The sequence below is a fragment of the Actinosynnema sp. NPDC053489 genome, assembly GCF_044544865.1.
GTDB lineage: Bacteria > Actinomycetota > Actinomycetes > Mycobacteriales > Pseudonocardiaceae > Actinosynnema.
Genome location: NZ_JBITXT010000012.1, coordinates 72,938 through 94,991, shown reverse-complemented (window position 1 = coordinate 94,991; position 22,054 = coordinate 72,938). Strand labels below are relative to the sequence as shown.

The 22,054-nt window shown below is 72.7% G+C and carries 19 protein-coding genes; 13 read left to right on the top strand and 6 right to left on the bottom strand.

Annotated features, from left to right (window positions below):
* Positions 1-62 precede the first annotated feature (62 nt).
* The 4 genes from ACIGNX_RS25860 to ACIGNX_RS25845 are packed head-to-tail and all read left to right on the top strand — an operon-like array spanning position 63 to position 4,668.
* Positions 63-1,421 (top strand): ABC transporter substrate-binding protein, encoded by a 1,359-nt coding sequence (locus tag ACIGNX_RS25860; RefSeq protein WP_396543282.1) that lies wholly within the window; start codon positions 63-65, stop codon positions 1,419-1,421.
* A complete protein-coding gene (locus tag ACIGNX_RS25855) occupies positions 1,421-2,290 on the top strand; it encodes a carbohydrate ABC transporter permease (protein ID WP_396543281.1) in 870 nt (289 codons plus the stop codon). The genes ACIGNX_RS25860 and ACIGNX_RS25855 overlap by 1 nt, the downstream gene beginning before the upstream one ends.
* Complete coding sequence (locus tag ACIGNX_RS25850) at positions 2,287-3,126, top strand: carbohydrate ABC transporter permease (RefSeq protein ID WP_396543280.1); 840 nt, start codon at positions 2,287-2,289, stop codon at positions 3,124-3,126. The genes ACIGNX_RS25855 and ACIGNX_RS25850 overlap by 4 nt, the downstream gene beginning before the upstream one ends.
* 24 nt (positions 3,127-3,150) lie before the next feature.
* Complete coding sequence (locus ACIGNX_RS25845; RefSeq protein ID WP_396543279.1) at positions 3,151-4,668, top strand: glycoside hydrolase family 13 protein; 1,518 nt, start codon at positions 3,151-3,153, stop codon at positions 4,666-4,668.
* Here the strand turns inward: ACIGNX_RS25845 and ACIGNX_RS25840 are convergent.
* Positions 4,655-5,155, bottom strand: coding sequence for a MarR family winged helix-turn-helix transcriptional regulator (locus tag ACIGNX_RS25840; protein WP_396543278.1), 501 nt, complete (start codon positions 5,153-5,155; stop codon positions 4,655-4,657). The genes ACIGNX_RS25845 and ACIGNX_RS25840 overlap by 14 nt on opposite strands.
* A gap of 110 nt (positions 5,156-5,265) precedes the next feature.
* Here ACIGNX_RS25840 and ACIGNX_RS25835 point away from each other — a divergent pair, with 110 nt between their 5' ends.
* The 6 genes from ACIGNX_RS25835 (at position 5,266) to ACIGNX_RS25810 (ending at position 11,651) form a co-directional block, all read left to right on the top strand.
* Complete coding sequence (locus ACIGNX_RS25835) at positions 5,266-6,345, top strand: alkene reductase (protein ID WP_396543277.1); 1,080 nt, start codon at positions 5,266-5,268, stop codon at positions 6,343-6,345.
* 349 nt (positions 6,346-6,694) lie between these two features.
* On the top strand, positions 6,695-7,456 hold the full coding sequence (locus ACIGNX_RS25830; RefSeq protein ID WP_396543276.1) for a DeoR/GlpR family DNA-binding transcription regulator: 762 nt from the start codon (positions 6,695-6,697) through the stop codon (positions 7,454-7,456).
* Positions 7,457-7,524: 68 nt separating this feature from the next.
* Positions 7,525-8,868, top strand: coding sequence for an ABC transporter substrate-binding protein (locus ACIGNX_RS25825; RefSeq protein ID WP_396543275.1), 1,344 nt, complete (start codon positions 7,525-7,527; stop codon positions 8,866-8,868).
* A 28-nt stretch (positions 8,869-8,896) separates the two neighbouring features.
* On the top strand, positions 8,897-9,868 hold the full coding sequence (locus ACIGNX_RS25820; protein ID WP_396543274.1) for a carbohydrate ABC transporter permease: 972 nt from the start codon (positions 8,897-8,899) through the stop codon (positions 9,866-9,868).
* A complete protein-coding gene (locus ACIGNX_RS25815) occupies positions 9,865-10,665 on the top strand; it encodes a carbohydrate ABC transporter permease (protein ID WP_396543273.1) in 801 nt (266 codons plus the stop codon). Before ACIGNX_RS25820 ends, ACIGNX_RS25815 begins: the two co-directional genes overlap by 4 nt.
* Positions 10,662-11,651 (top strand): zinc-dependent alcohol dehydrogenase family protein, encoded by a 990-nt coding sequence (locus ACIGNX_RS25810; protein WP_396543272.1) that lies wholly within the window; start codon positions 10,662-10,664, stop codon positions 11,649-11,651. Before ACIGNX_RS25815 ends, ACIGNX_RS25810 begins: the two co-directional genes overlap by 4 nt.
* A 54-nt stretch (positions 11,652-11,705) precedes the next feature.
* Here ACIGNX_RS25810 and ACIGNX_RS25805 read toward each other — a convergent pair whose 3' ends face one another.
* The 4 genes from ACIGNX_RS25805 to ACIGNX_RS25790 form a co-directional block, all read right to left on the bottom strand.
* A complete protein-coding gene (locus ACIGNX_RS25805) occupies positions 11,706-12,344 on the bottom strand; it encodes an LPXTG cell wall anchor domain-containing protein (protein WP_396543271.1) in 639 nt (212 codons plus the stop codon).
* 248 nt (positions 12,345-12,592) lie between these two features.
* Complete coding sequence (locus tag ACIGNX_RS25800; protein ID WP_396543270.1) at positions 12,593-13,135, bottom strand: snapalysin family zinc-dependent metalloprotease; 543 nt, start codon at positions 13,133-13,135, stop codon at positions 12,593-12,595.
* Positions 13,136-13,206: 71 nt separating this feature from the next.
* Positions 13,207-16,635 (bottom strand): TM0106 family RecB-like putative nuclease, encoded by a 3,429-nt coding sequence (locus ACIGNX_RS25795; protein WP_396543420.1) that lies wholly within the window; start codon positions 16,633-16,635, stop codon positions 13,207-13,209.
* Between the two features lie 255 nt (positions 16,636-16,890).
* Complete coding sequence (locus tag ACIGNX_RS25790; RefSeq protein ID WP_396543269.1) at positions 16,891-18,279, bottom strand: SDR family NAD(P)-dependent oxidoreductase; 1,389 nt, start codon at positions 18,277-18,279, stop codon at positions 16,891-16,893.
* Between the two features lie 76 nt (positions 18,280-18,355).
* On the opposite strand from ACIGNX_RS25790, the gene ACIGNX_RS25785 reads away from it, so the two are divergent.
* From ACIGNX_RS25785 to ACIGNX_RS25775, 3 genes are all read left to right on the top strand, one after another.
* Positions 18,356-19,678 carry a hypothetical protein gene (locus tag ACIGNX_RS25785; protein WP_396543268.1) on the top strand — a complete coding sequence of 441 codons (1,323 nt, stop codon included), beginning with the start codon at positions 18,356-18,358 and terminating at the stop codon, positions 19,676-19,678.
* Entirely contained in the window at positions 19,675-20,109 is a 435-nt protein-coding gene (locus ACIGNX_RS25780) for an SLATT domain-containing protein (RefSeq protein WP_396543267.1), read from the top strand. The genes ACIGNX_RS25785 and ACIGNX_RS25780 overlap by 4 nt, the downstream gene beginning before the upstream one ends.
* Positions 20,110-20,452: 343 nt before the next feature.
* Positions 20,453-20,812: a cupin domain-containing protein gene (locus ACIGNX_RS25775; protein ID WP_396543266.1), complete on the top strand. Its 360-nt coding sequence runs from the start codon at positions 20,453-20,455 to the stop codon at positions 20,810-20,812.
* Between the two features lie 127 nt (positions 20,813-20,939).
* Here ACIGNX_RS25775 and ACIGNX_RS25770 read toward each other — a convergent pair whose 3' ends face one another.
* Positions 20,940-21,896, bottom strand: a complete 957-nt coding sequence (locus tag ACIGNX_RS25770) for a LysR family transcriptional regulator (protein ID WP_396543419.1) — start codon at positions 21,894-21,896, stop codon at positions 20,940-20,942.
* Positions 21,897-22,054 lie beyond the last annotated feature (158 nt).

Below are 22,054 nucleotides of genomic sequence, written 5' to 3'. Positions count from 1 at the left end.
CGGCGGAGTGTTGGGGCGACTTACCGTGTGCGCCACACCACAGCCGAGGAGGGTCCGCCCCCATGAACTCATTCAGCCTCCGCAGAGCGGCGGGGTTGCTGCTGGCAGGCAGCCTGAGCCTCACCGCCGTCGCGTGCTCGCAAGCCGATGGCGGCGGCACGGCCGCCGGCGGCAAGGTCACGATCTCGGTCAACGGCCAGCCGCCGCAGACCCAGGCGTTCGACCGCAAGGTCTTCGACGAGGACGTGGCCGAGTTCGAGGCCGCCAACCCCGACATCGACATCGAGCCGCACGAGGGGTTCATGGACCCCAAGACGTTCTCCGCGAAGCTCGCCGGCGGCCAGCTCGAGGACGTCTTCTACGCCTACTTCACCGACCCGGCGAACCTGATCGCCCGCAAGCAGGCCGCGGACATCACCGCCTACGTCAAGGACGTCCCCCACTACGACGCCATCCGCCAGGAGCTGCGGGACGTCTTCAGCAAGGACGGCAAGGTCTACGGCGTCCCCACGGCCAACTACTCGATGGGCCTGCTCTACAACCGCGCCCTCTTCACGCGGGCCGGCCTGAACCCCGACCAGCCGCCGAAGACGTGGGACGAGGTCCGCGAGGCCGCCAGGAAGATCACCGCGCTGGGTGACGGCAAGGTCGGCTTCGCCGAGTACAGCAAGAACAACCAGGGCGGCTGGCACTTCACGGCGTGGATGTACTCCGTCGGCGGCCGGATCGCCCGCCAGGACGGCGACAAGTGGGTCGCCGACTTCAACAACGACAAGGGCCGCGAGGTCCTGCAGCACCTCAAGGACATGCGCTGGACCGACAACACGATGGGCGAGAAGCAGCTCCTCGTGATCGAGGACGTCCAGCAGATGATGGGCGCGGGCCAGCTCGGCATGTACCTGGCCGCCCCGGACAACGTGCCCACGCTGGTCAACCAGTTCAAGGGCGACTACGCCGACTACGGCCTGGCCGGCATCCCGGACGGCGACGGCACGCTCATCGGCGGCGAGGGCTACATGCTCAACCCCAAGGCGTCGCCGGAGAAGATCAAGGCCGGCCTCAAGTGGATCCAGTGGAAGTTCCTCAACCCGGACCGGTTCGAGAAGAACCTCCAGCGGTACAAGGAGCAGGGCCAGCCGATCGGCCTGCCCGTGCCGCCCGTCGCCGACGTGTGGACCGGTGACATCGCCGCCGAGCAGACCCGGCTGAAGGAGAGCCTGGCGACCGTGCCGGTGGCGAACTTCAAGTCCTACGTGGACGCCACGCCCAAGGGGCGGATCGAGCCGCCGAACGCCCAGCAGGTCTACGCGATCCTCGACAACGTGATGCAGGCCGTGCTCACCAACCGCGACGCCGACGTCAACGGGCTCCTGGCCGACGCGGAAGCCAAGGTGAACCCCGTCCTGGCACAGGTCAAGTGATGCGCCGCCGCGTCGCGGAGAACCTGGCCGCGTACGGGTTCCTGTCCGCCGCGCTGGTCTGCTTCGCGGTGTTCTCCTGGTACCCGATCGCGCGCGGGGCCGTGCTGGGCTTCCAGCAGGTCGACTTCGTCACCGACCCCGCGTGGGTCGGCTGGGAGAACTTCGAACGCCTCTTCGCCGACCCCCTGTTCGCCACGGCGTGGCGCAACACCCTGCTGTTCACCGCGCTGGCGCTGGTGTTCGGCTTCGCGGTGCCGTTCGTGCTCGCGGTCGTGCTGAACGAGCTGCGGCATCTCAAGGCGTATTTCCGGCTCGTCGTGTACCTGCCCGTGATGCTGCCCCCGGTGGTGGCCGCGCTGATCTGGAAGTGGCTGTACGACCCCGGCCCGGGCCTGCTCAACACCGCGCTGCGCGGGCTCGGGCTGCCGGGCGCGCCCTGGCTGGACAGCGCCGACACCTCGATGCTGTCGCTGGTGATCGTGTCGACCTGGGCCAACCTGGGCACGGCGACGCTGATCTACCTGGCCGCGCTGCAGGGCATCCCGGGCGACCTGTACGAGGCGGCCGAGCTGGACGGCGCGAACGCGCTGCGCAGGCTGTGGCACGTCACCGTGCCGCAGACCCGGTTCGTGCTGCTGGTCCTGCTGCTGCTGCAGGTCGTGGCGACCATGCAGGTGTTCACCGAGCCGTACGTGATGACCGGCGGCGGTCCGGAGGACTCCACGGTCACCGTGCTGCTCCTGCTGTACCGGTACGCCTTCTACTACAACGACTTCGGCACCGCGAGTGCCCTGAGCCTGTTGCTGCTGCTGGTGCTGGGCGCGTTCACCGCCCTGTACCTGCGGGTGACGCGGAAGGCGGACGCGTGAGGACGCTGATCGCGCCGGGGCGCCACCGGGCCGGTTACCACGTGGCGCTGGCGGTCACGGCCGTCGTGCTGACGGCGGTCTTCGTCGTCCCCCTGGTGTGGGTGGTGCTCTCGGCCATGAAACCGGCCGCGGAACTGGCCCGCGTGCCACCGACGGTCCTGCCGCGGACCTGGACGCCCGGCACGTACGCCGAGGCGTGGGACCTGATGGACCTCGGCCGGTACTTCGTCAACACGATCGTCGTGGCGGTGGGCACGTGGGCGGTGCAGCTCGCGGTGGACGTGCCCGCCGCGTACGCGCTGTCCCGGCTGAGGCCGGTGCTGGGCAAGGGGATCCTCGGCATGATGCTGCTGACCCTGATGATGCCCGCCGCCGTGCTGCTGGTGCCCACCTACCTGACGATCTCCGACCTCGGGTTGCTCAACAACCCGGTGGCGCTGTGGCTGCTCGGCGCGGCCAACGCGTTCACGGTGTTCCTGCTCAAGCGGTTCTTCGACCAGCTGCCGGTCGAGGTGCTGGAGGCGGCGCGGATCGACGGCGCGGGTCAGCTCACCATGCTGTGGCGGATCGTGCTGCCGCTGTCCAGGCCGATCCTGGCGGTCGTGTCCATCTTCGCGGTCGTGGCCGCGTGGAAGGACTTCATCTGGCCGCTGCTGGTGTTCTCCGACCCGGCGCGCCAGACGCTCAGCGTCGCGCTGCAGCGCTTCGCCCCCGACACACCGGTCAACCTGCTGCTGGCCGGTCTCGTGCTGTCCAGCGTGCCGATGATCGGCCTGTTCCTGGTGTTCCAGCGGCACGTCCTGGCGGGGCTCACCGCCGGCAGCGTGAAGGGCTGACGCCACTACCGAGGGAGGATCCACATGAACTGGTGGCGCGGTGCGGCCATCTACCAGGTGTACCCGCGCAGCTTCGCCGACGGCAACGGCGACGGGATCGGGGACCTGGCGGGCCTGCGCCAGAAGCTCCCGTACCTCGCCGAGTTGGGTGTGGACGCGATCTGGCTCAGCCCCTGGTACCCGTCGCCGCTGGCGGACGGCGGCTACGACGTCGCCGACTACCGCGACATCGAGCCGGTGTTCGGCACGCTCGTGGAGGCGGAGAAGCTGATCGGCGAGGCGCACGCGGTGGGCCTGCGGGTGATCATCGACATCGTCCCCAACCACTGCTCGGACCGGCACCCCTGGTTCCAGGAGGCGCTGGCGGGCCGGGGGAGGGACCGGTTCTGGTTCCACGAGGGCGACGCGCCGCCGAACGACTGGCGGTCGCGGTTCGGCGGCCCGGCGTGGAGCCAGGCGCCGGACGGCTCGTGGTACCTGCACCTGTACAGCCCGGAGCAGCCGGACCTGAACTGGACCAACCCGGAGGTGCGGGCGGAGTTCGAGTCGATCCTGCGGTTCTGGCTGGACCGCGGGGTCGACGGGTTCCGCATCGACGTGGCCGACGGCCTGGTCAAGGACTTCTCCAAGCCCGACGCCGAGCTGCCCTACTCCGACCAGGACGGCGTGCACGAGATCTACCGGTCGTGGCGCCGGGTGCTCGACGAGTACCCGGACGAGCGGGTGTTCGTCGGCGAGATGTGGCTGCCCGACCCGGAGCGGTTCGCCCGCTACCTGCGCGCGGACGAGCTGCACTCGGCGTTCAACTTCGACTTCCTGTGCTGCCCCTGGGAGCCGGGGGAGCTGCGGCGGGTCATCGACGCCACGCTGGCCGCGCACGCGCCGGTCGGGGCGCCGCCCACGTGGGTGCTGTCCAACCACGACGTGACGCGGCACGTGTCGCGGATGGGCCGGGAGGACTCGTCGTTCGACTTCGGCCGCCGCCAGCACCTCACGCCCACGGACCTGGAGCTGGGCACGAAGCGGGCGCGGGCGGCGATCATGCTGACCACGGCGCTGCCCGGGTGCGTGTACGTCTACCAGGGCGAGGAGTTGGGGCTGGAGGAGGTCGACGACCTGCCCGACGAGCTGCGCGAGGACCCCGTGTGGGTGCGCTCCGGCCACACCGACCGGGGCCGGGACGGGTGCCGGGTGCCGATCCCGTGGGGTGACGACGGCCCGTCGTGGCTGCCGCGGCCGGAGCACTGGCGGTCGCTGTCGGTGGCCGCGCAGACCGGCGACCCGGACTCGATGCTCGCGCACTACCGCACGGTGCTGGCGCTGCGGCGGGCGGAGCGCTCGCTGGGCGACGGGCCGATGGGGTGGCTCGACCTCGGGCCGGGCGTGGTCGCGTTCACCCGAGGCGACGACTTCGCGTGCGTGCTGAACCTGTCCGCCGAGCCGGTCGCGCTGCCCGCGCACGACGGCGTGCTGCTGACCAGCGGACCCCTCGTGGACGGCGCCGTGCCGCCCGACACGGCGGCCTGGATCAGGACTCGCTGATCCGCGCGGGCCGCTGGGTCCGCGCCGCCAGGTTGCACTCCAGCAGGCCGAGCACCCTCAGGGTCTCGGCCTGCTGGGCTTCGTCCAGCTCGCCGAGGGTGGCCGCCTCCAGCTCGCGCCACACGCGCTCGACCTCGTGCCGCAGCGCGTGGCCCGCGGCGGTGGACTCGACCAGCACGGCGCGGCCGTCGGTCGGGTCGGGCGAGCGGTGGACGAAGCCCGCGCGTTCCAGCCGCTGCACGGTCCTGGTCATGGTGGGCGAGTCCGAGCCCAGCTCCTCGCACAGGTCGGCCTGCCGCCGCGGGCCGCGGTCCCACAGGTGCATCATCACCACCTCCTGGCCGGGGTGCAGGTTTGCCTGCCTGAGCAGTTGTGCCGCCAGGAGGCGGTGGAGGCGGGCGACGCGGAAGATCGCGTGGCTGACCGGGCCGCCGTCCGCGACCTGGGGAACCGGCGTTGACGTGGGATTTTGTCCTGTCGTGGCCATGTTTCGAGTCTAGCCACCCGTGGGAGTGACGGCCATCACGTGATCGTGCGGGAATCATCCGAGTTCGGATTACTGTTCGGGCAGGTAAAGACAGCAACCTGGAGGAAGCCATGAGCGGCAGCACCGCGTTCGAACCCCTCGACCTCGCCGGCACCAAGCTCGCCAACCGGATCGTGATGGCCCCGATGACCCGCAGCCGCGCGTACGAGACGGTGCCGACGCCCCTCATGGCCGAGTACTACGCGCAGCGCGCCGGCGCCGGGTTGATCATCACGGAGGGCATCCAGCCGTCGGTCGTCGGCCAGGGCTACCCGTTCACGCCGGGGCTGCACAGCGCCGAGCAGGTCGCGGGCTGGCGTGCCGTCACGGACGCGGTGCACGCGGCGGGCGGGCGGATCTTCGCGCAGCTCATGCACGCCGGCCGGATCGGCCACCCCAGCGTGCTGCCCGGCGACCTGCACCCCGTGGGCGCGTCCCCGGTGCGCGCGGCGGGTTCGCTGTTCACCGGCACGGGCATGGAGGAGTACCCGACGCCCGCGGAGCTGAGCGCGGCGGAGGTCGAGGCCACCATCGCCGACTTCGCCACCGCCGCCCGCAACGCGGTCGAGGCCGGGTTCGACGGCATCGAGCTGCACGGCGCGAACGGCTACCTGCTGCACCAGTTCCTCGCCGACAACACCAACCTGCGCACCGACGAGTGGGGCGGTTCGGTGGCCAACCGCATCCGGTTCGTGGTGGAGGTGGTCCGCGCGACGTCCGAGGCGATCGGCGCGCACCGCGTCGGGCTGCGGATCTCGCCGGCCAACCCGTACAACGACATCGCCGAGGAGTCGACCCACGAGCTGTACCCCGCGCTGGTGGACGCGATCGACCCGTTCGGCCTGGCGTACCTGCACATCGGCGAGACCGGCGAGCGGGCGTTGACGCTGGAGCTGCGCAAGCGGTTCTCCGGCGTGCTGATCCTCAACCCGCACACGCCCGACGGCGTGACCGGCCCGGACGAGCTGCACCTGCTGGACGACGGCGTGGCGGACGCGTTGAGCTTCGGCGCGCTGTTCCTGGCGAACCCGGACCTGCCGGCCCGCCTGGCCCGCGGCGGCCCGTTCAACACCCCGGACCCGGCCACGTTCTTCGGCGGCACCGAGGTGGGCTACACCGACTACCCTGCGTTGACCGGCGTGAACGCCTGATCTCCCGCCCCGAGCGTTGAACTCGGGGGTCGTGAACGCAGGACTCTCGCGACCTGAACGTACGACTCTCGCGAGAGTCCTGCGTTCGGGGCGCGAGAGTCCTGCGTTCGCGAGGGGTGGGTTCAACGCTCGCGTTCGGCGGGCGCGGCGGGGACGGGGTGGGAACGGGCAGCCGCACGGGCCCAATCGGGCACGGAAGCGGCGGGACGTGTGCGTTCGGTCAGGGGAAACGGGCCGAACCCGGGCACCGATCACGCCGCTGTGGCGCTGGCCACACCGATCGGGCGGTGTTAGACCTTGAAGGGCGGCCCGAACGGGCAGCGACGGTCCGACCGGGCAGGGAGGCGACGTGCGGGCGGACGAGCGCAAGCGCCGGATCCTGGCCAGGGCCCGGGCGGACGGCCGGGTCGAGGTGGCCGACATCGCGGTCGAGCTGGACGTCGCGCCGGAGACCGTGCGGCGCGACCTGCGGGTGCTGGACGAGCACGGCCTCGTCCGCCGCACGCACGGCGGCGCGTTCCCGGTGGAGAGCGCCGGGTTCGAGACGGGGCTGAAGTTCCGCTCCGCCTCGATGGTGCCGGAGAAGCGGCGGATCGCCCGTGCCGCCGCGGACCGGCTCGGCGACGCCGAGACCGTGTTCGTCGACGAGGGCTACACGCCCCAGCTGGTCGCCGAGGCACTGCCGACCGGCAGGCCGTTGACGGTGGTCACCGCGTCCCTGCCGACGGCCGCCGCGCTGTCGGAGGTGCCGTCCACGACCGTGCTGCTGCTCGGCGGGCGGATGCGCGGCCGCACGCTCGCCACGGTCGACCACTGGGCCACCCGCATGCTCTCGGAGATGGTGATCGACCTGGCCTACATCGGGGCGAACGGCATCTCCCGCGAGCACGGCCTCACCACGCCCGACCCGGCCGTCGGCGCGGTGAAGGCGCAGGCGCTGGCCTCGGCCCGCAGGCGGATCTTCGTCGGCGTGCACACGAAGTTCGGCGTGTCGAGCTTCCACCGGTTCGGCGGCGTCGCCGACCTCGAAGCGGTGATCACCGACTCGGTGCTGCCCGCGGGCGAGGCGCACCGCTACGCCCTGCTCGGACCGAAGGTCGTCCGGGCCTGACCCCAACCCACGCACGGACCCCTCCGCACCAGGGGTCTGGTTCCGCTCGCCCCGAGGAGGGCAAGACGATGAAGTCATTGCGGTACGGCGGCCTGCTGGCCGCGGTGCTCCTGGCCACGACCGCGTGCGCCGGCGCGGGCGGCGGGAGCGGCGGCGGCGACTCGATCAACGTCCTGATGGTCAACAACCCGCAGCTGCAGGACCTCCAGAAGCTCACCGCCGAGCACTTCACCGCGGACACCGGCATCGCGGTCAACTTCACCGTGCTGCCCGAGAACGACGTCCGCGACAAGATCAGCCAGGACTTCTCCAGCCAGGCGGGCCAGTACGACGTGGCCACCATCAGCAACTACGAGACGCCGATCTACGCCCGGAACGGCTGGCTCACCCCGCTGGACGATTACGTCGCCGCGGACCCGGGCTTCGACCAGGACGACGTGCTGGAGCCGATCCGCCAGTCCCTCACCGCCGCCGACGGCAAGGTGTACGCGCAGCCGTTCTACGGCGAGTCGTCCTTCCTCATGTACCGCAAGGACGTGCTGGACGCCAAGGGCCTGACGATGCCCGAGCGGCCGACGTGGCAGCAGGTCGCCGACCTCGCGGCCCGGGTCGACGGCGCGCAGCCCGGCATGAAGGGCATCTGCCTGCGCGGCCAGCCCGGCTGGGGCCAGCTGGTGGCGCCGCTCACCACGGTGGTCAACACGTTCGGCGGCACGTGGTTCACCAAGGACTGGCGGGCGGCGCTCGACTCGCCGGAGTTCGCGGAGGCCACCCGCTTCTACGTCGACCTGGTCCGGGCGCACGGCGAGGCGGGCGCGTCGCAGGCCGGGTTCGCCGAGTGCCTGAACAACATGACCCAGGGCAAGGTCGCCATGTGGTACGACGCCACGGTCGCCGCCGGCCTGCTGGAGGCCGACGACTCGCCGGTCAAGGGCAAGCTGGGCTTCGCCCAGGCCCCGGTCGTCCGGACCGCGAGCTCGGCGTGGCTCTACACGTGGGCGTTCGGCATCCAGAAGGCGAGCGAGAAGGCCGACAAGGCGTGGAAGTTCGTGTCGTGGGCCTCCGGCAAGGGCTACGAGGAGCTGGTCGGCAAGACCCTGGGCTGGTCGAAGCTGCCCGACGGCAAGCGGAAGTCGACCTACCGGCGGCCCGAGTACCAGGCGGCCGGCGGTTCGTTCGCCCGGCAGGCGGAGGCGGCCATCGCGGGCGCGAAGCCCACCGACCCGGGCGTGCAGGAGCGGCCCGCGAGCGGCATCCAGTTCGTCGGCATCCCGGAGTTCACCGACCTGGGCACGCAGGTGTCGCAGCAGGTGAGCGCGGCCATCGCGGGCAGCACGACGGTGGAGGCGGCGCTGGCGGAGGGCCAGGCGCTGGCCGAGGTCGTCGCCGAGAAGTACCGGGGCAACCGATGAGGAACCCCACGCCGATCGGGCGGACCCGGTGACCACCGTGCGGGAGGCGCCGGCGCGGGCCGTGCCGACGCCCCCGGCGCGGTCGCGGCAGGCGGCGGCAGCGCGCTGGGCACGACGCGCGCCGCTGCTCCCCGCCCTCCTGTTCACCATCGTGGTCACGCAACTGCCGTTCGCCGCGACGCTGGTGATCTCGCTGATGCGGTGGAACTCGCTGGACCCGACCCACCGCGGGTTCGCGGGCCTCGACAACTACGCCGCCGTGTTCACCGACCCGGACCTGCGCTCGGCGATCGGCGTCACGGCCGTGCTGACCGCCACCGTCGTGCTGGTCGGCCTCGTGCTGGGACTGGGGTTGGCGCTGCTGCTCGACCGCAGGTTCGCCGGCCGCGGAGTGGTGCGCACGATGCTGATCTCGCCGTTCCTGGTGGTGCCCGTCGCCGCCGCGCTGCTGTGGAAGCACGCGCTCTACAACCCCGAGTACGGCCTGTTCAACGGCGTGCTGACGTGGCTGTTCGGCCCGGACGCGCCGCAGCCGGAGTGGATCGGCGGCATGCCGCTGCTCGCCGTCGAGGCGTCGCTGGTGTGGCAGTGGACGCCGTTCATGATGCTGATCCTGCTGGCGGGCCTGCAGAGCCGCCCGCACGACGCGGTCGAGGCCGCGCGCGTCGACGGGGCCACGCCGTGGCAGGTGTTCCGCCACCTCACGCTGCCGCACCTGCGCCCGTACCTGGAGCTGGGCGCGCTGCTCGGCTCGATCCACGTCGTGCAGAACTTCGACGCCGTCTTCACGATCACCTCGGGCGGCCTGGGCACGGCGAACCTGCCGTACACGATCTACCAGACCTTCTACCAGGCGCACGACTACGGCCAGGCGTCCGCCGCGGGGGTCGTCGTGGTCGTCGGCTCGATCGCCATCGCCACGTTCGCCTTGCGCGTGGTGTCCTCGCTGCTGCGCGAGGAGGGCGGCGGTGCCGCGGACCCGAAGGGGGCACGGGCATGAGGCGCCTGCTCGGCCTGGCCGCGTGGTGCGCGGGACTGGTGTTCTTCGCACCCGTGGCGTGGATGGTGCTCACCTCCCTGCACAGCGAGCCGGACGCGGCGACCAACCCGCCGTCCCCGGCCGCGCCCGTCACGTTCGACTCCTACGCCGCGTTCTTCGACTCCGACCCGTGGCCGCCGCTGATCAACTCGCTCGGCGCGTCCGTCGGCTCGACGGTGCTCGTGCTGCTGCTGGCGACCCCGGCGGCGTACGCGCTGTCGATCAAGAAGGTCGAGAAGTGGTCGGACGTGCTGTTCTTCTTCCTGTCCACCAAGATGCTGCCCGTCGTGGCCGGCCTGCTGCCGGTCTACCTCGTCGCCCGGCACACCGGCCTGCTGGACAACATCACGTTCCTGGCCGTGCTCTACACGTCGATGAACCTGCCGATCGCGGTGTGGCTGATGCGGTCGTTCCTGGCCGAGGTGCCGGTGGAGATCCTGGAGGCCGCCGCGCTGGACGGCGCGGGCCTGGTCACCACGCTGCGGCGGGTCGTGGCGCCGGTCGCCCTGCCCGGCATCGCCGCGACCTCGTTGATCTGCTTCATCTTCAGCTGGAACGAGCTGCTGTTCGCCCGCGTGCTGACCGGCGTGGTCGCGGGCACCGCGCCGGTGCACCTCACCGGGTTCGTCACCAGCCAGGGGTTGTTCCTGGCCAAGGTGTGCGCCGCCGCCGTGGTCGTGTCGCTGCCGGTGCTCGTCGCCGGGTTCGCCGCCCAGGACAAGCTGGTCCAGGGCCTCTCGCTGGGAGCCGTGAAGTGAAAGCAGCCGTGATCACCGGGGTGGGCGCGGTGGAGGTCGCCGAGGTGCCCGACCCGACGCCGGGCCCGCGCCAGGTCGTCGTGGACGTGGCGGCGTGCGGGCTGTGCGGCACGGACCTGCACATCCTCCAGGGCGAGTTCGCGCCCACCCTGCCGGTCGTGCCGGGGCACGAGTTCGCCGGCGTGGTCGTGGAGGTCGGCCCGGAGGTGGCGGAGGTGGCGGTCGGCGACCGGGTCGCGGTGGACCCCTCGCTGTACTGCCACGAGTGCCGCATGTGCCGGTCGGGGCGCGCCAACCTGTGCGAGCGGTGGGCGGCGATCGGCGTCACGACCGGCGGCGGCGCGGCCGAGTACGCGCTGGCACCGGTGGCGAACTGCGTGAAGTTGCCCGACCACGTGCGGACCGAGGACGCCGCGCTGATCGAGCCCCTGTCGTGCGCGGTGCGCGGGTACGACGTGCTGCGCTCGCGGCTGGCCGACCGGGTGCTGATCTACGGCTCGGGCACGATGGGCCTGATGATGCTCCAGCTCGGCAAGCTGACCGGCGCGTCGTCGATCGAGGTGGTCGACGTCAACCCGGACCGGCTGGCCACGGCCGAGCGCCTCGGCGTGACCGCCACCGCCACCACGCCCGACGAGCTGGACCGGCCGGGCGGGTGGGACGTCGTCATCGACGCCACCGGCAACGAGGGCGCGATCCAGGACGGGCTGGGCCGCGTCGCCAAGGGCGGGACGTTCCTGCAGTTCGGCGTCGCCGACTACGCCGCGCGCGTGACCATCGACCCGTACCGGATCTACAACGAGGAGATCACCATCACCGGCTCGATGGCGGTGCTGCACTCGTTCGAGCGGGCGGCCGACCTGTTCGCGGCGGGGGTGCTGGACCCGGAGGTGTTCATCAGCGACCGCCTGCCGCTGGGGGAGTACGCCTCGGCGCTGGCACGGTTCCGGGCGGGCCGGGGTCGCAAGATCCAGGTGCTGCCGTAGGGACGGCTCGGGCCCGGCCACCACCGCGGTGACCGGGCCCGAGCCGTCGAGGTGCTAGTTGTTCGCCGCGCGCTTGCGCAGCACGACCAGCAGGGCCGCGCCGCCGCCGAGCAGCACGAGGCCGATCACCAGCGGGATCGCGATGCTCGCGCCGGTGTTGGCCAGCGGCTTGGTGTCGCCGGCGGGCACGACGGCGGCCTCGGTGGTCGTGGTGACCGCCGGCGCCGACTCCGTCGTCGTCTCGACCGTGGTGGTGGTCGCCTCGACGGTGGTCGTCGTCGTCGTGGTGGTGGTCGTGGTCGTGGTGGTCGGCGGGACGCCCTTCACGCACGCCTCGGTGCTGCGGTCGAACGTCCGCGTGAACTTCTTGTCACCGTTCGGGTCGTCCCACGCCTTGACCTCGACCTTGTACTTGTGGGTCACCGTGGCGGGCTCGGTGGTGAAGTTCTTGCTGAAGTCCTTGTCGAACTCGAAGGTCTTCGGCTCCTGGTCGTCGACCGTCACGACGACCTTGTTCTTCTTGCCCTGCTCGACGCGGTAGTCCTTGAGGTTGACGCTCAGCGTGCTGACCTTGTCGACGCAGGCCGCGTCGACCGTCGGGGTGTGAGCGGAAGCGGGGACGGCGGCGAAGACGGTCGCGGCGACGGCGGCGGTGACGGCACCGACCAGGGCGCCGACTCTGGCGAACTGCATGTGAGGGCTCCTGAGGGAAGGGCAGAGGAACCGCGTCACCATATCGGGGACTATGTAACAACTCGATCCGGGGTTAGGTAACTACTTCCCGTAGTTTTGAGACCTCCGGGTAACTCCACCGGTCGGAATCGGCTGGTCCGTTCGGACGGTCCTCGGCGGACTGGCCGTTTTCCTCCCGTTCGAGTGGTTCCGCCCTCCCGGAGCCGGGTGGCGCGGCGGCCGGTGGACCACCGCGCCACCCGCCGCCGTCAGCCCCTCGCGTACACGTCGGTCTTCGGCACCGAGGTGCTGTAACCGCCCGCGAACAGCTGGTTCACCCGGCTCGCCTCCTGGGCGTTGGGGTAGGGGTTGCGGCACGACGTGCCCGCGCTGCCACCCGACATCAGGTACGAGCAGATGCCGTTGTAGTTGTCGGGCAGGCCGAGGCCGTGCCCGATCTCGTGGGTCACGATCCGCAGCGCGGAGTTGCCCGCCGCGACGTCGCGCGAGTCGATGTAGATCGTGGCGCACCCGAGCCCGCAGGGGTAGGCCCGGGAACCGCCGCCGGTGGTCGGGTAGATCCGGATCGTGGCGCTGCCGCCGCGGACCATCCGCACGTTCGGCGCGCTGGAGTTCCAGATCTGCGCGGCCTGGTCGGCTTCCGCCGAGTAGCCGGAGGCGCTGTAGTAGACGGTCCTGGCCAGGGCCGACGGCGCGGTCGCCGCCGACGCCGGGCCGACCAGGACGGTGCCCACCAGTGCGATGGTCGTGAACAGCGCCCCGGACAGCAGGCGCAGCACTCTCTTCGTCACACGATCTCCTTCGGTGCAGGGTGAGGAGGTGTTCGTGTGTTACGACATTAAGAGCGGGTGAACGGACCGCGTCATACGGTTTGGCCATAGCCCCCGTCGATGTCCCACCGGGCGGCGTCGGCCATCAGCCCGATCATCCCCGAGACCAGGCGGAGCTGGTCCACCCCGCGGACGTCGGCCTCCACCAGCCGCGGCGAGCACACCACGACCGCCACCGCCTGCGCGCGCGACAGCGCCACGTTCAACCGGTTGCGGGACAACAGGAAGTCGAGCCCGCGGGGCAGGTCCACGGCGGCCGACGAGGTCATCGTGGTGATCACCACGGGCGCCTCCTGGCCCTGGAACCGGTCCACCGTGCCCACGCGGACGTGCTCGTAGCCGTGCTTCTCCAACTCCCGACGCACCAGGCGCACCTGGAGGTTGTACGGCGCGACCACGAGGACGTCCGAGTCGTCCAGGGCCCGCGCGTTCGGCCCGTCCGTCCACATGCGACCCATCAGCGACCGCACCAGGCCGACCACCGCCGCCGCCTCCTCGGCGGACGACGTCGTGTTGTGCGAGTGCGGCACCGAGTGGACGTACACCCCGGACGGCACGCCCTCGATCCCGCGCGCGGCCGCACCGGGGTGCGCGTGCAGCAGGCCCGCGTACGACAGGTTCGACACCGGCGCGCACACCGCCGGGTGCATGCGCCGCGTCTGGTCCAGGAAGTAGCCCAGCTCCGGCGGGATCACGTCCGCGTCGCCGATCAGGTGCCCCAGCGCCGACGCCTCCGCGCCCGCCGGGTGCGTGCCCTGCACGACCTGCGGCAACTGCTGCGGGTCGCCCAGCAGCACCAGGTTGCGGGCGCACGTGGACACGGCCAGCGCGTCGGCCAGCGCGAACTGCCCGGCCTCGTCCACGATCAGCACGTCGAACGGCCGCTCTCGCAGCGCCGCGTTGGCGAACGTCCACGCCGTGCCGCCGACCAGGTGCCCCCCGCCCTGGTCGTCCCGCCAGCGCACCAGCGCCGGGTTGTCGCGCGGCTGCTCCCACGCGCAGTCCTTCGCGGGCGCGCCCTTGGCCCGCTTCGCCGTCGGGATCCGCACGCCCAGCTCGCGGCCGGCGGCCAGGGCCGCGGCCAGCACGTTCTCCACGGCCTTGTGGCTGGTGGAGGTCACGCCGACGCTGCGACCGCTCCGGACCAGGTGCGCGATCAGCCGTCCCGCGAGGTAGGTCTTGCCCGCGCCCGGGGGGCCCTGCACGGCGAGCGTGGAGCCGTCCAGCGCGTCGACCGCGGCGATCACGTCCGCGATCGTGTCGCCACCGCGGGGCAGCGCACCCGTCCGCAGCCGGGGCGGGGTGCGGCGGACCAGGTCGACGCCGGGGTGCGGCGGCAGCACGGGCAGCTCGTCCACCACGGCCCGGGCCAGGTCGTAGACCGCCTCGTCCTTGGGCGTCGGCCGCACGGGGCTGCCCGGCAGCACGGCGATCGGCTGCCCGTCGTGCACGTCGTCGGGCGCCGCGCTCTCCTGCACCACCAGGTCCTCGGCGGACTCGGCGAGCACCACCGCGTCGCGGGTGACGTTGGCGGGCGTGCCGGGGTAGAGCAGCCGGACCTGGTCGCCCTTGGCGAAGGGGTGCGGCCGGTCCGGGTCGCACCACACCCGCACCTCGCGCCTGGCCTTGCGGACCCGGCCCGACGGCATCTCCCAGCCCTGCGCCCGCACGGACACCGGCACGGCGCACGCGCTGTCGGACTCCAGCTCGCTCAACGGCGCGGCGACCTGCCGGAAGAAGTCCCACCAGGCCGGGTTCGTCTCCCGCCGGTGGTAGCCGACGGCGGCGGCCAGCAGCGCCCGGGCGCGCTCGTCGTCGGTCGCCTCCGCCGGGTTGTCCGGCAGGCCCGCCAGCAGCGGGTCGACCACGGCGGCGAGGCGCTCGGCCCGCTCGGCGCGGCGCTGGGCGGCGATCTCGTCCTCGATCTCCGCGGTGAACGAGGGCTCCGGCACGTGCGGCTCGATGCCCGCCTCCGCGCGGACCTCCAGCAGGAACCGGTAGAGCCGCAGCGTGGACACGCAGTCGTAGGCGTTGTAGTCGGCGATGCCGGTCAGCACCTCCTCGGCGCGGGCCGGGTCGGCGTCCCGCAGCGCCAGGAACTCCTCGTAGGCCTCGATGCTGGACACGGCCGTGGTCACCTCGCCCGCGCGGGCGCCCGGCATGTACAGCGGCTCCAGGTACTTGATCGAGTACGACCGCTGGGACACGCGCAGCGCCTTGCGCACGACGGCGTAGAGGTCGACCAGCGCGCCGGAGCGCAGCAGGTGGTCCACGGCGTCCTCACGCGTGCCGTGCAGGGCGGCGAGCTTCTTGAGCGCGTTCACCTCGTACGGGGCGTAGTGGTAGACGTGCGCGTCGGGGTGCTCTTGGAGCGCTCGCGCGGCGTGGTCGACGAACCGCTCGAACGCGGCCTTCTCCTGCGGTCGGGTGTGCGCCCAGAACGGCGTGAACCGCTCGTCCGCGCCGACCACGCCGAACAGGTACTCCAGGCCCTCGCCGTCGAGGGCGAACGGGTCGCCCTCCATGTCGAAGAACAGGTCGCCGGGGCTGGGCACGGGCAGGGCGGCCAGGGCCTCCGGCGCGACGACCTCGTAGGCGACCTTGCCGACCGGGTCGTCCTCGGTGCGCGAGTCGTCCTGGATGACCTGCAGCGCGGCCTGGGCGCGCAGGCCGGTGAACGTGGCCGCGGACATCGTGGCCGGGCGGTCGGCGCGGGTGGCGTTGGCCAGGGCGTCGATCGTGCGCAGGCCGGCGGCGGCGAGCTTGCGGCGCTGGTCGGCGCGGATGCCGGCGACCAGGGACAGGTCGCGGTCGGCTTCCCGGCCGGTGGCGCAGTGCCTGCCGAACCGGCAGGTGGCGCAGGCGGGGCGTTCGTCGTCCCACAGCCGTTCGGGCAGGCGGGCGGGTGCGGCCAGGCGGGCCCGCAGGCGGGCCTGGAGGTCGCGGACCAGCGGGAGGAAGTCGGCGACCCGGAACGTCTTGGTCGTGCCGTCGCCCAGGCGCAGGTGCATGGCGGGGCCGGCGTGGCGGCCCAGCGCGTTGGCGTAGGCGGTGAGCTGGACGACGGCGGCCGGGGTGGCGTGCCGGGCGAGCTTGGCGTCGTGCGGTTCGTAGCCCCGGTCGGTGGCGACGAGGAAGTCGGCGCGGCCGTGGAAGCCGTCGGCGTAGAAGACGGCCTGGTAGATGACCGGGGCGCGGTCGGCGATGGCCCGTGCGGTCAGGGCGGCGGCCTCGGTGAGCGCGTCGTGCGTCGGCGCGGGCTGGGGGATCTCGACCACGTCGTGCTCGGCGCGGAACCGGGCCAGGACCGCCTGCTCGTGCGCGTGGCCGTGCCGGGTGGCGAGCGCGTTCGACCGGTCGTCCGGGGTGGGCGCGCCGGGCAGTCCCGCGGCCAGCGCCAGCGCCAGCCTGCTGCGGTGGTCGCACTCCACCAGGTCCACCAGGTCCGCCGGGGAGTGCACCAGGTGGCCGTCGGCGGTGAGCATGGCGGGCAGTATCGCGGCCGGACGGGTGATCGCCGGGGAGCGCGCCCGGCGAGTCGCCGGACTGCAACCCCCACCACGTCCCGAGCGTTGAACTCACCGCTCCCGAACGTTGAACTCACCGGCTCTGAACGTACGACTCTCGCGCCCCGAACGTAGGACTCTCGCGAGAGTCCTACGTTCAACGCCCGTGTGTCGTACGTTCGCGACCCCCGAGTTCAACGCTCGGGACGGTCACCAGGGGGCGGGGGCGTAGTCCTTCAGGAAGCAGCCGTACAGGTCCTCGCCCAGTTCACCGCGCACGATCGGGTCGTACACCCGGGCCGCCCCGTCGACCAGGTCCAGCGGCGCGTGGAAGCCCTCCGCCGCCAGGCGCACCTTCGTCGGGTGCGGGCGCTCGTCGGTGATCCAGCCGGTGTCCACGGCGGTCATCAGGATGCCGTCGGTGGTCAGCATCTCCTCGGCGCTGGTGCGGGTCAGCATGTTCAGCGCGGCCTTGGCCATGTTGGTGTGCGGGTGGCCCGGGCCCTTGTAGGCGCGGCTGAACTGGCCCTCCATCGCCGAGACGTTCACGACGTACTTGCGGCGCGCGGGGGAGGCGGCCATGGCCGGGCGCAGCCGCGAGATCAGGATGAACGGCGCGGTGCTGTTGCACAGCTGCACTTCCAGCAGCTCGACCGGGTCGACCTCGTCGACCCGCTGCACCCAGCTGTTGACCGGGGCCTCGTCGGGCACCAGGCCGCCCGCGTCGATCTCCTTCGACCCGGCGGTCAGCGCCAGCGCCGTGACGGCCGGGATCGCGTCGGTCGACGTGCCGGCCAGCGCCACCGGGTGCGCGGACAGCGTGTGCCCGAACGTGACCAGCTCGGGCAGCGGACCCGTCGGCAACGGCTCGGACTCGGCCGCGACCAGCGGCGCGTAGGCGCCGGCCGACCGCCGCACGGTCTGCGCGGCGTTGTTGATCAGGATGTCCAGCGGCCCGGCGGCGGCCACCGAGTCCGCCAGCCGCACGACCTGGGCCGGGTCGCGCAGGTCGATGCCCACCACGCGCAGCCGGTGCAGCCAGTCGGCGCTGTCGGGCATGGACGCGAACCGGCGCACGGCGTCGTGCGGGAACCGGGTGGTGATCGTGGTGTGCGCGCCGTCGCGCAGCAGCCGCAGGGCGATGTACATGCCGATCTTGGCCCGGCCGCCGGTGAGCAGGGCGCGCTTGCCGGTCAGGTCCGCGCCCTGGTCGCGCTTGGCCCGGTTCAGCGCCGCGCAGTCGGGGCACAGCTGGTGGTAGAACGCGTCGACCTCGGTGTAGCGCCGCTTGCACGTGTAGCAGGACCGGGCGCGCAGCAGCGTGCCCGCCACCGCGCCCGCCTCCGGCTCGCGCAGCAGCAGGCCGCGCGTCTCGTCGTCGATGCGGGACGGCGAGCCGGTCGCGGTCGCCTCGATGACGGCGCGGTCGGCGGCCGTGACGGAGGCCCGGCGCTCGGCCTTGCGGCGCTTGCGCAGGCTCTTCCAGATGCCGGCCGTGGCCCGGCGGACGGCTACCGCGTCGGGGTGCTCGGTGTCCAGTTCGTCCACTTGGGCGAGCACCTTTAGGGCGATTTCCAGCTCGGCGGGGTCAATCGACACGCCCAGCACTCTACCTGCGGGGATTTCCATCCCCGGACGGGTGAAATTCCCGTGAGGCCCCGCTAGGGTGCCCGGCATGCCTACAGCGGGCCCGCGGGTGCGGCGACTGGCCCATCCCGACGCCGACGTCCGGGCGCGTGCCCTCGGCCTGCCCCGCGGCCGTCCGGTCCTCGTGGTGCTAGGCACGGCGGGTGCGCTGGACACCGACCTGGCCGCCGCCGTGCTGCCGGTGCTGCGGTCCGTGCTGGCCCGGGCGTCGGCGGCGGACGCGGTCGTGGTCACCTCGGGGGCGGACGCCGGCGTGACGCACCTGGTCGGGCTGGCCGCCGAGTCGCTGGACGGCCGGTGGCCCAGGATGGTGGGCGTCGCGCCGTCCGGTCGGGTCGCGGCGGAGGACGCGGAGCCCGCGGAGGGTGAGCTGCGGCTCAACGTGAACCACGACACGGCGGTGCTCGTGCCGGGCTCGAAGTGGGGCGAGGAGCTGCCCGCCCTGTTCCGGGTGGTGGACGCGGTGGCGGGCCGCAAGCGCCCGGCGCCGGCGCTGCTGGTCGGCGGGGACGGCACGGCGAGGTCGGCGCTGGTGGACCACCTGAGCCGCGACCGGCCGCTGCTCGTGCTGGCCGGCACGGGCGGCCTGGCCGACGAGATCGCCGCCGGCACACCCACCGCCGCGAACGCACCGCTCGTCGGTTCCAGCGCCGAGGAGCCGGACCCGGCCGGTCCGACCGCGGACCCCGGAGCCGGCGCCGAGGCCACCCCCGACGGGCAGGACGACGACCTCGCCGTCCTCGTCCGCAGCGGGCAGGTGGCCGTCGTCCACCTGGACGAGGGCGCGGACAAGGTGGTGGCCGTCGTGCGGCGCGTGTTGGGCAACCGGCCCGGCTCGCGGCTGCACGCCGACGCGCCCCCGCCCGCCGTCTGGCCCCGGTTCCGGTTCCGCGCGCCCGAGCCGCACCCTGTGATCGACCCCGGTTACGTGCTCGACTACCCGCTGCTCGCCGACGCGATCCACGACGCCAACCAGCTCGTCGCGCCGGCGCTGCACGAGTCCGAGGAAGCCGCCCTCCGCTCTCGCGAACGCGCCCGCCTGCTCACCGTCCTCGCCCTGGCCGCCGGGTTCGGCGCCACGGTGTTCGCCGCGCTGCAGGTCTGGCTGCGGGACCAGCCGTGGCCCGGTGTGCTGCTCGCCGCGTCCGGTGCGGCCGCGGCAGTGCTCGCGGTCGTGGCGCGCGGCGGGGAGGACCCCGAGGCCGGTGCCCGGGCCGAGCGGTTGCGCGCCCTGTACTTCGACCACCTCGCCGCGCCACCCGCCGCCGACGACGCCGAGCGCGAGGAACGCGCCCGCGAACTGGCGACGGCCGTGGCACGGCTGCGCCACGGATCGGTGGACCGCCCATGACCGGCACCGGACCGTCGCCCACGGCGGTGGACGACCACCGCGAGCAGTTCCTCCGCGCCTACCTGCGGCACCGGCTGGGCGATCGCCTCGCCGCGTTCGAGCGGGCCCGCTCCCGCTACACGACCGCCCGCCGCTGGACCACGGGCCTGACCGTCCTGCTGTTCACGGCCGCGGCGGCGCTGGGCGCGGTGGCGGTGGCCGACGGCGGCAGGCGGGCGCTGTGGGCGTTCCTCGCCGCGGTCGCGACCGCGCTGGCCACCGCGATCACCGGCTACGAGGCCGCGTTCTCGTTCCGCGCGCTGTCCCGCCGGTCGGCGCACGGCGTGGCGCTGCTGCACCTGCTCCGGGCGCACGGCGCGCCGGAGGGCGAGGACGGCGTCGACGCGTTCCGCACCGAGGTGGAGAGCGTCCTGCGCCACGCGGACCGCTGACCGGGCCGCGCGAAAGGTTTCGCGTTCCCGAAGGGTGGACGCGCGACCACGCCGGTGGTCCCGTTGGCGCGCCCACCCCTCGCGACCTGCGGCACCACCGGGTCGGACCCGTCCGCACCGGGACCGGCCGCGCCACCACCACCGAACCTCCGGCGAACGCCTGGCGAACGCGCGTGGCCGAGCCGGTGGCCGCCGCGCACCCGGAATCGCTAGGTTCCGGCGGTAGGCCGTTCGGTGGCAATCGTTTCCGCCCCGACGCGCCGCGGCGAAGGTCCCCGTCGTCACGCCCGGGCGTTCGCCGGTGACGACGCCGAATTCCGATGGTGGGGCGATAGCCGTGGAGATGCGCCGACTCGACCCCGGCGAACTGGTCCGGGACAGCGGGCTCTCGGCCCGCAGGCTGATGCCGTGGCCGCTGGTCAACGCGCCGTTCGACGGCTCGTGGTGCGTGGTGCGGCCGGGTGCGGCGTCGAGCACGCACGCCCACCGCGAGCACGAGATCTGGGTGGCCGTGTCCGGTGAGGCGGAGATCGTGACCGACGAGGGGCGGATGCCGTTCGCGGCGGGCGACCTCGTGCACTTCCGCCCGTACGAGGAGCACCAGCTCGTCAACGACGGCGACGCCGACTTCCAGTTCTTCGCCGCCTGGTGGGACGTGGAGATGGCCGAGCGCTTCAGCGCCCACGACCAGGACGCGCGCTGAGCCCCCGCCCCGCGCGGAACCGCCGAACGGGAGCACGCGTCACACCCCGCGTCCCGGGCCGCGGACCGGTGCCGGGCGGCACCCCGCGGACCGCGGTCCGGGACCCCGCGGGTGCCCGGTCGGGACGTCAGCTGGCCGCCGCGGTCAACCCGGCGGGCGTGAACTTCGCCGTGCGCGGCCCGTGGCCCCAGATCCGCTCCTGGTAGGCGCGCAGGAGGGCGGCGTGGATCTCGTCGACGTACTCCGCCGCCGCGCAGTCCCGCCGCCACACGACCGCGACGCGCCGGTGCACCGGGTTGCCCACGATCGGCTTCAGCAGCACGCCCGGCAGGTCCTGCCCGGTCGGGAAGAAGCACGCCACGGTGTGCGCCGAGCGCACCAGCTCCGCGGCCGACTCCGGGTCCACGCCGAAGTGCGCGCACCGCGGCGTGAACCCCGCCGCCTCGCACGCCAGGTGGAGGTTCAACCGACCGCCGCCGTAGCCCTCCTCGGAGACCGCCCACTCCTCGTCGGCCAGTTCGGACAGCCGAATCTCGTTGCGCGCCGACAACCGGTGGCCGACCGCGATCCCGACGAGCATCGGTTCCGCCACGACGGTCCGGCTGTCGAGTTCTTCGGGAATCCGCAGTGGACTGTGGGGGAACTCCGTCACCAGCGCCAGGTCCAGCTTCGCGGTGCGCACGAGGTCCAGCACGGCGTCGCTCGTGCGTTCCAAGTGGGTGGTCTGCGGGTGCGTCGGCAGCAACGCGCGCACGACGGCGACCAGCAGCGGCGTCAGCGAGCCGGTCACGCCGCCGAGCCGGATGCCCGTGGCGTCGCTCTCCGCGGCCAGCTTGCGCGCGGTCTCCATCAGGTCGTCGAACCGTTCCACGAGGTCGCGCGACCGCAGCACGACGTGGCGGCCCAACTCGGTCAGCTCGACGCCGTCGGTGCGCCGCAGGAACAACGGACCACCGAACCCGCGTTCGATGCGGCGCAGCTGGGCGGTCAACCCCGCCTGCGCGATCTTCAGCAGTGACGCGGCCCGGCTGATGCTGCCCGCCTCCGCGACGGTCAGCACGACGTGGAGGTGCCTGAGCTCCATGTTCACTGCGGCAGCCTAGGGCAACAAGACAAACCGAACACCGGTCGCGCGCGTGGCGCGGGAGGCGACCGCGCGCCGGTGGGCGCCCGCCGCGTTGCTCCAACAGGTGCATAACTGACGAGTTATCGCCACCTCACACCTCCCGCCGCGCTCACCGG

What these genes read in the sequence shown, in the direction of transcription:
- ACIGNX_RS25770 (WP_396543419.1), bottom strand. Translation starts at nt 21,896, where the DNA reads ATGGAGCTCAGGCACCTCCACGTCGTGCTGACCGTCGCGGAGGCGGGC.
- ACIGNX_RS25780 (WP_396543267.1), top strand. Translation starts at nt 19,675, where the DNA reads ATGACCGGCACCGGACCGTCGCCCACGGCGGTGGACGACCACCGCGAG.
- ACIGNX_RS25835 (WP_396543277.1), top strand. Translation starts at nt 5,266, where the DNA reads ATGAGCGGCAGCACCGCGTTCGAACCCCTCGACCTCGCCGGCACCAAG.
- ACIGNX_RS25840 (WP_396543278.1), bottom strand. Translation starts at nt 5,155, where the DNA reads ATGGCCACGACAGGACAAAATCCCACGTCAACGCCGGTTCCCCAGGTC.
- ACIGNX_RS25855 (WP_396543281.1), top strand. Translation starts at nt 1,421, where the DNA reads ATGCGCCGCCGCGTCGCGGAGAACCTGGCCGCGTACGGGTTCCTGTCC.
- ACIGNX_RS25775 (WP_396543266.1), top strand. Translation starts at nt 20,453, where the DNA reads ATGCGCCGACTCGACCCCGGCGAACTGGTCCGGGACAGCGGGCTCTCG.
- ACIGNX_RS25845 (WP_396543279.1), top strand. Translation starts at nt 3,151, where the DNA reads ATGAACTGGTGGCGCGGTGCGGCCATCTACCAGGTGTACCCGCGCAGC.
- ACIGNX_RS25825 (WP_396543275.1), top strand. Translation starts at nt 7,525, where the DNA reads ATGAAGTCATTGCGGTACGGCGGCCTGCTGGCCGCGGTGCTCCTGGCC.
- ACIGNX_RS25860 (WP_396543282.1), top strand. Translation starts at nt 63, where the DNA reads ATGAACTCATTCAGCCTCCGCAGAGCGGCGGGGTTGCTGCTGGCAGGC.
- ACIGNX_RS25815 (WP_396543273.1), top strand. Translation starts at nt 9,865, where the DNA reads ATGAGGCGCCTGCTCGGCCTGGCCGCGTGGTGCGCGGGACTGGTGTTC.
- ACIGNX_RS25805 (WP_396543271.1), bottom strand. Translation starts at nt 12,344, where the DNA reads ATGCAGTTCGCCAGAGTCGGCGCCCTGGTCGGTGCCGTCACCGCCGCC.
- ACIGNX_RS25785 (WP_396543268.1), top strand. Translation starts at nt 18,356, where the DNA reads ATGCCTACAGCGGGCCCGCGGGTGCGGCGACTGGCCCATCCCGACGCC.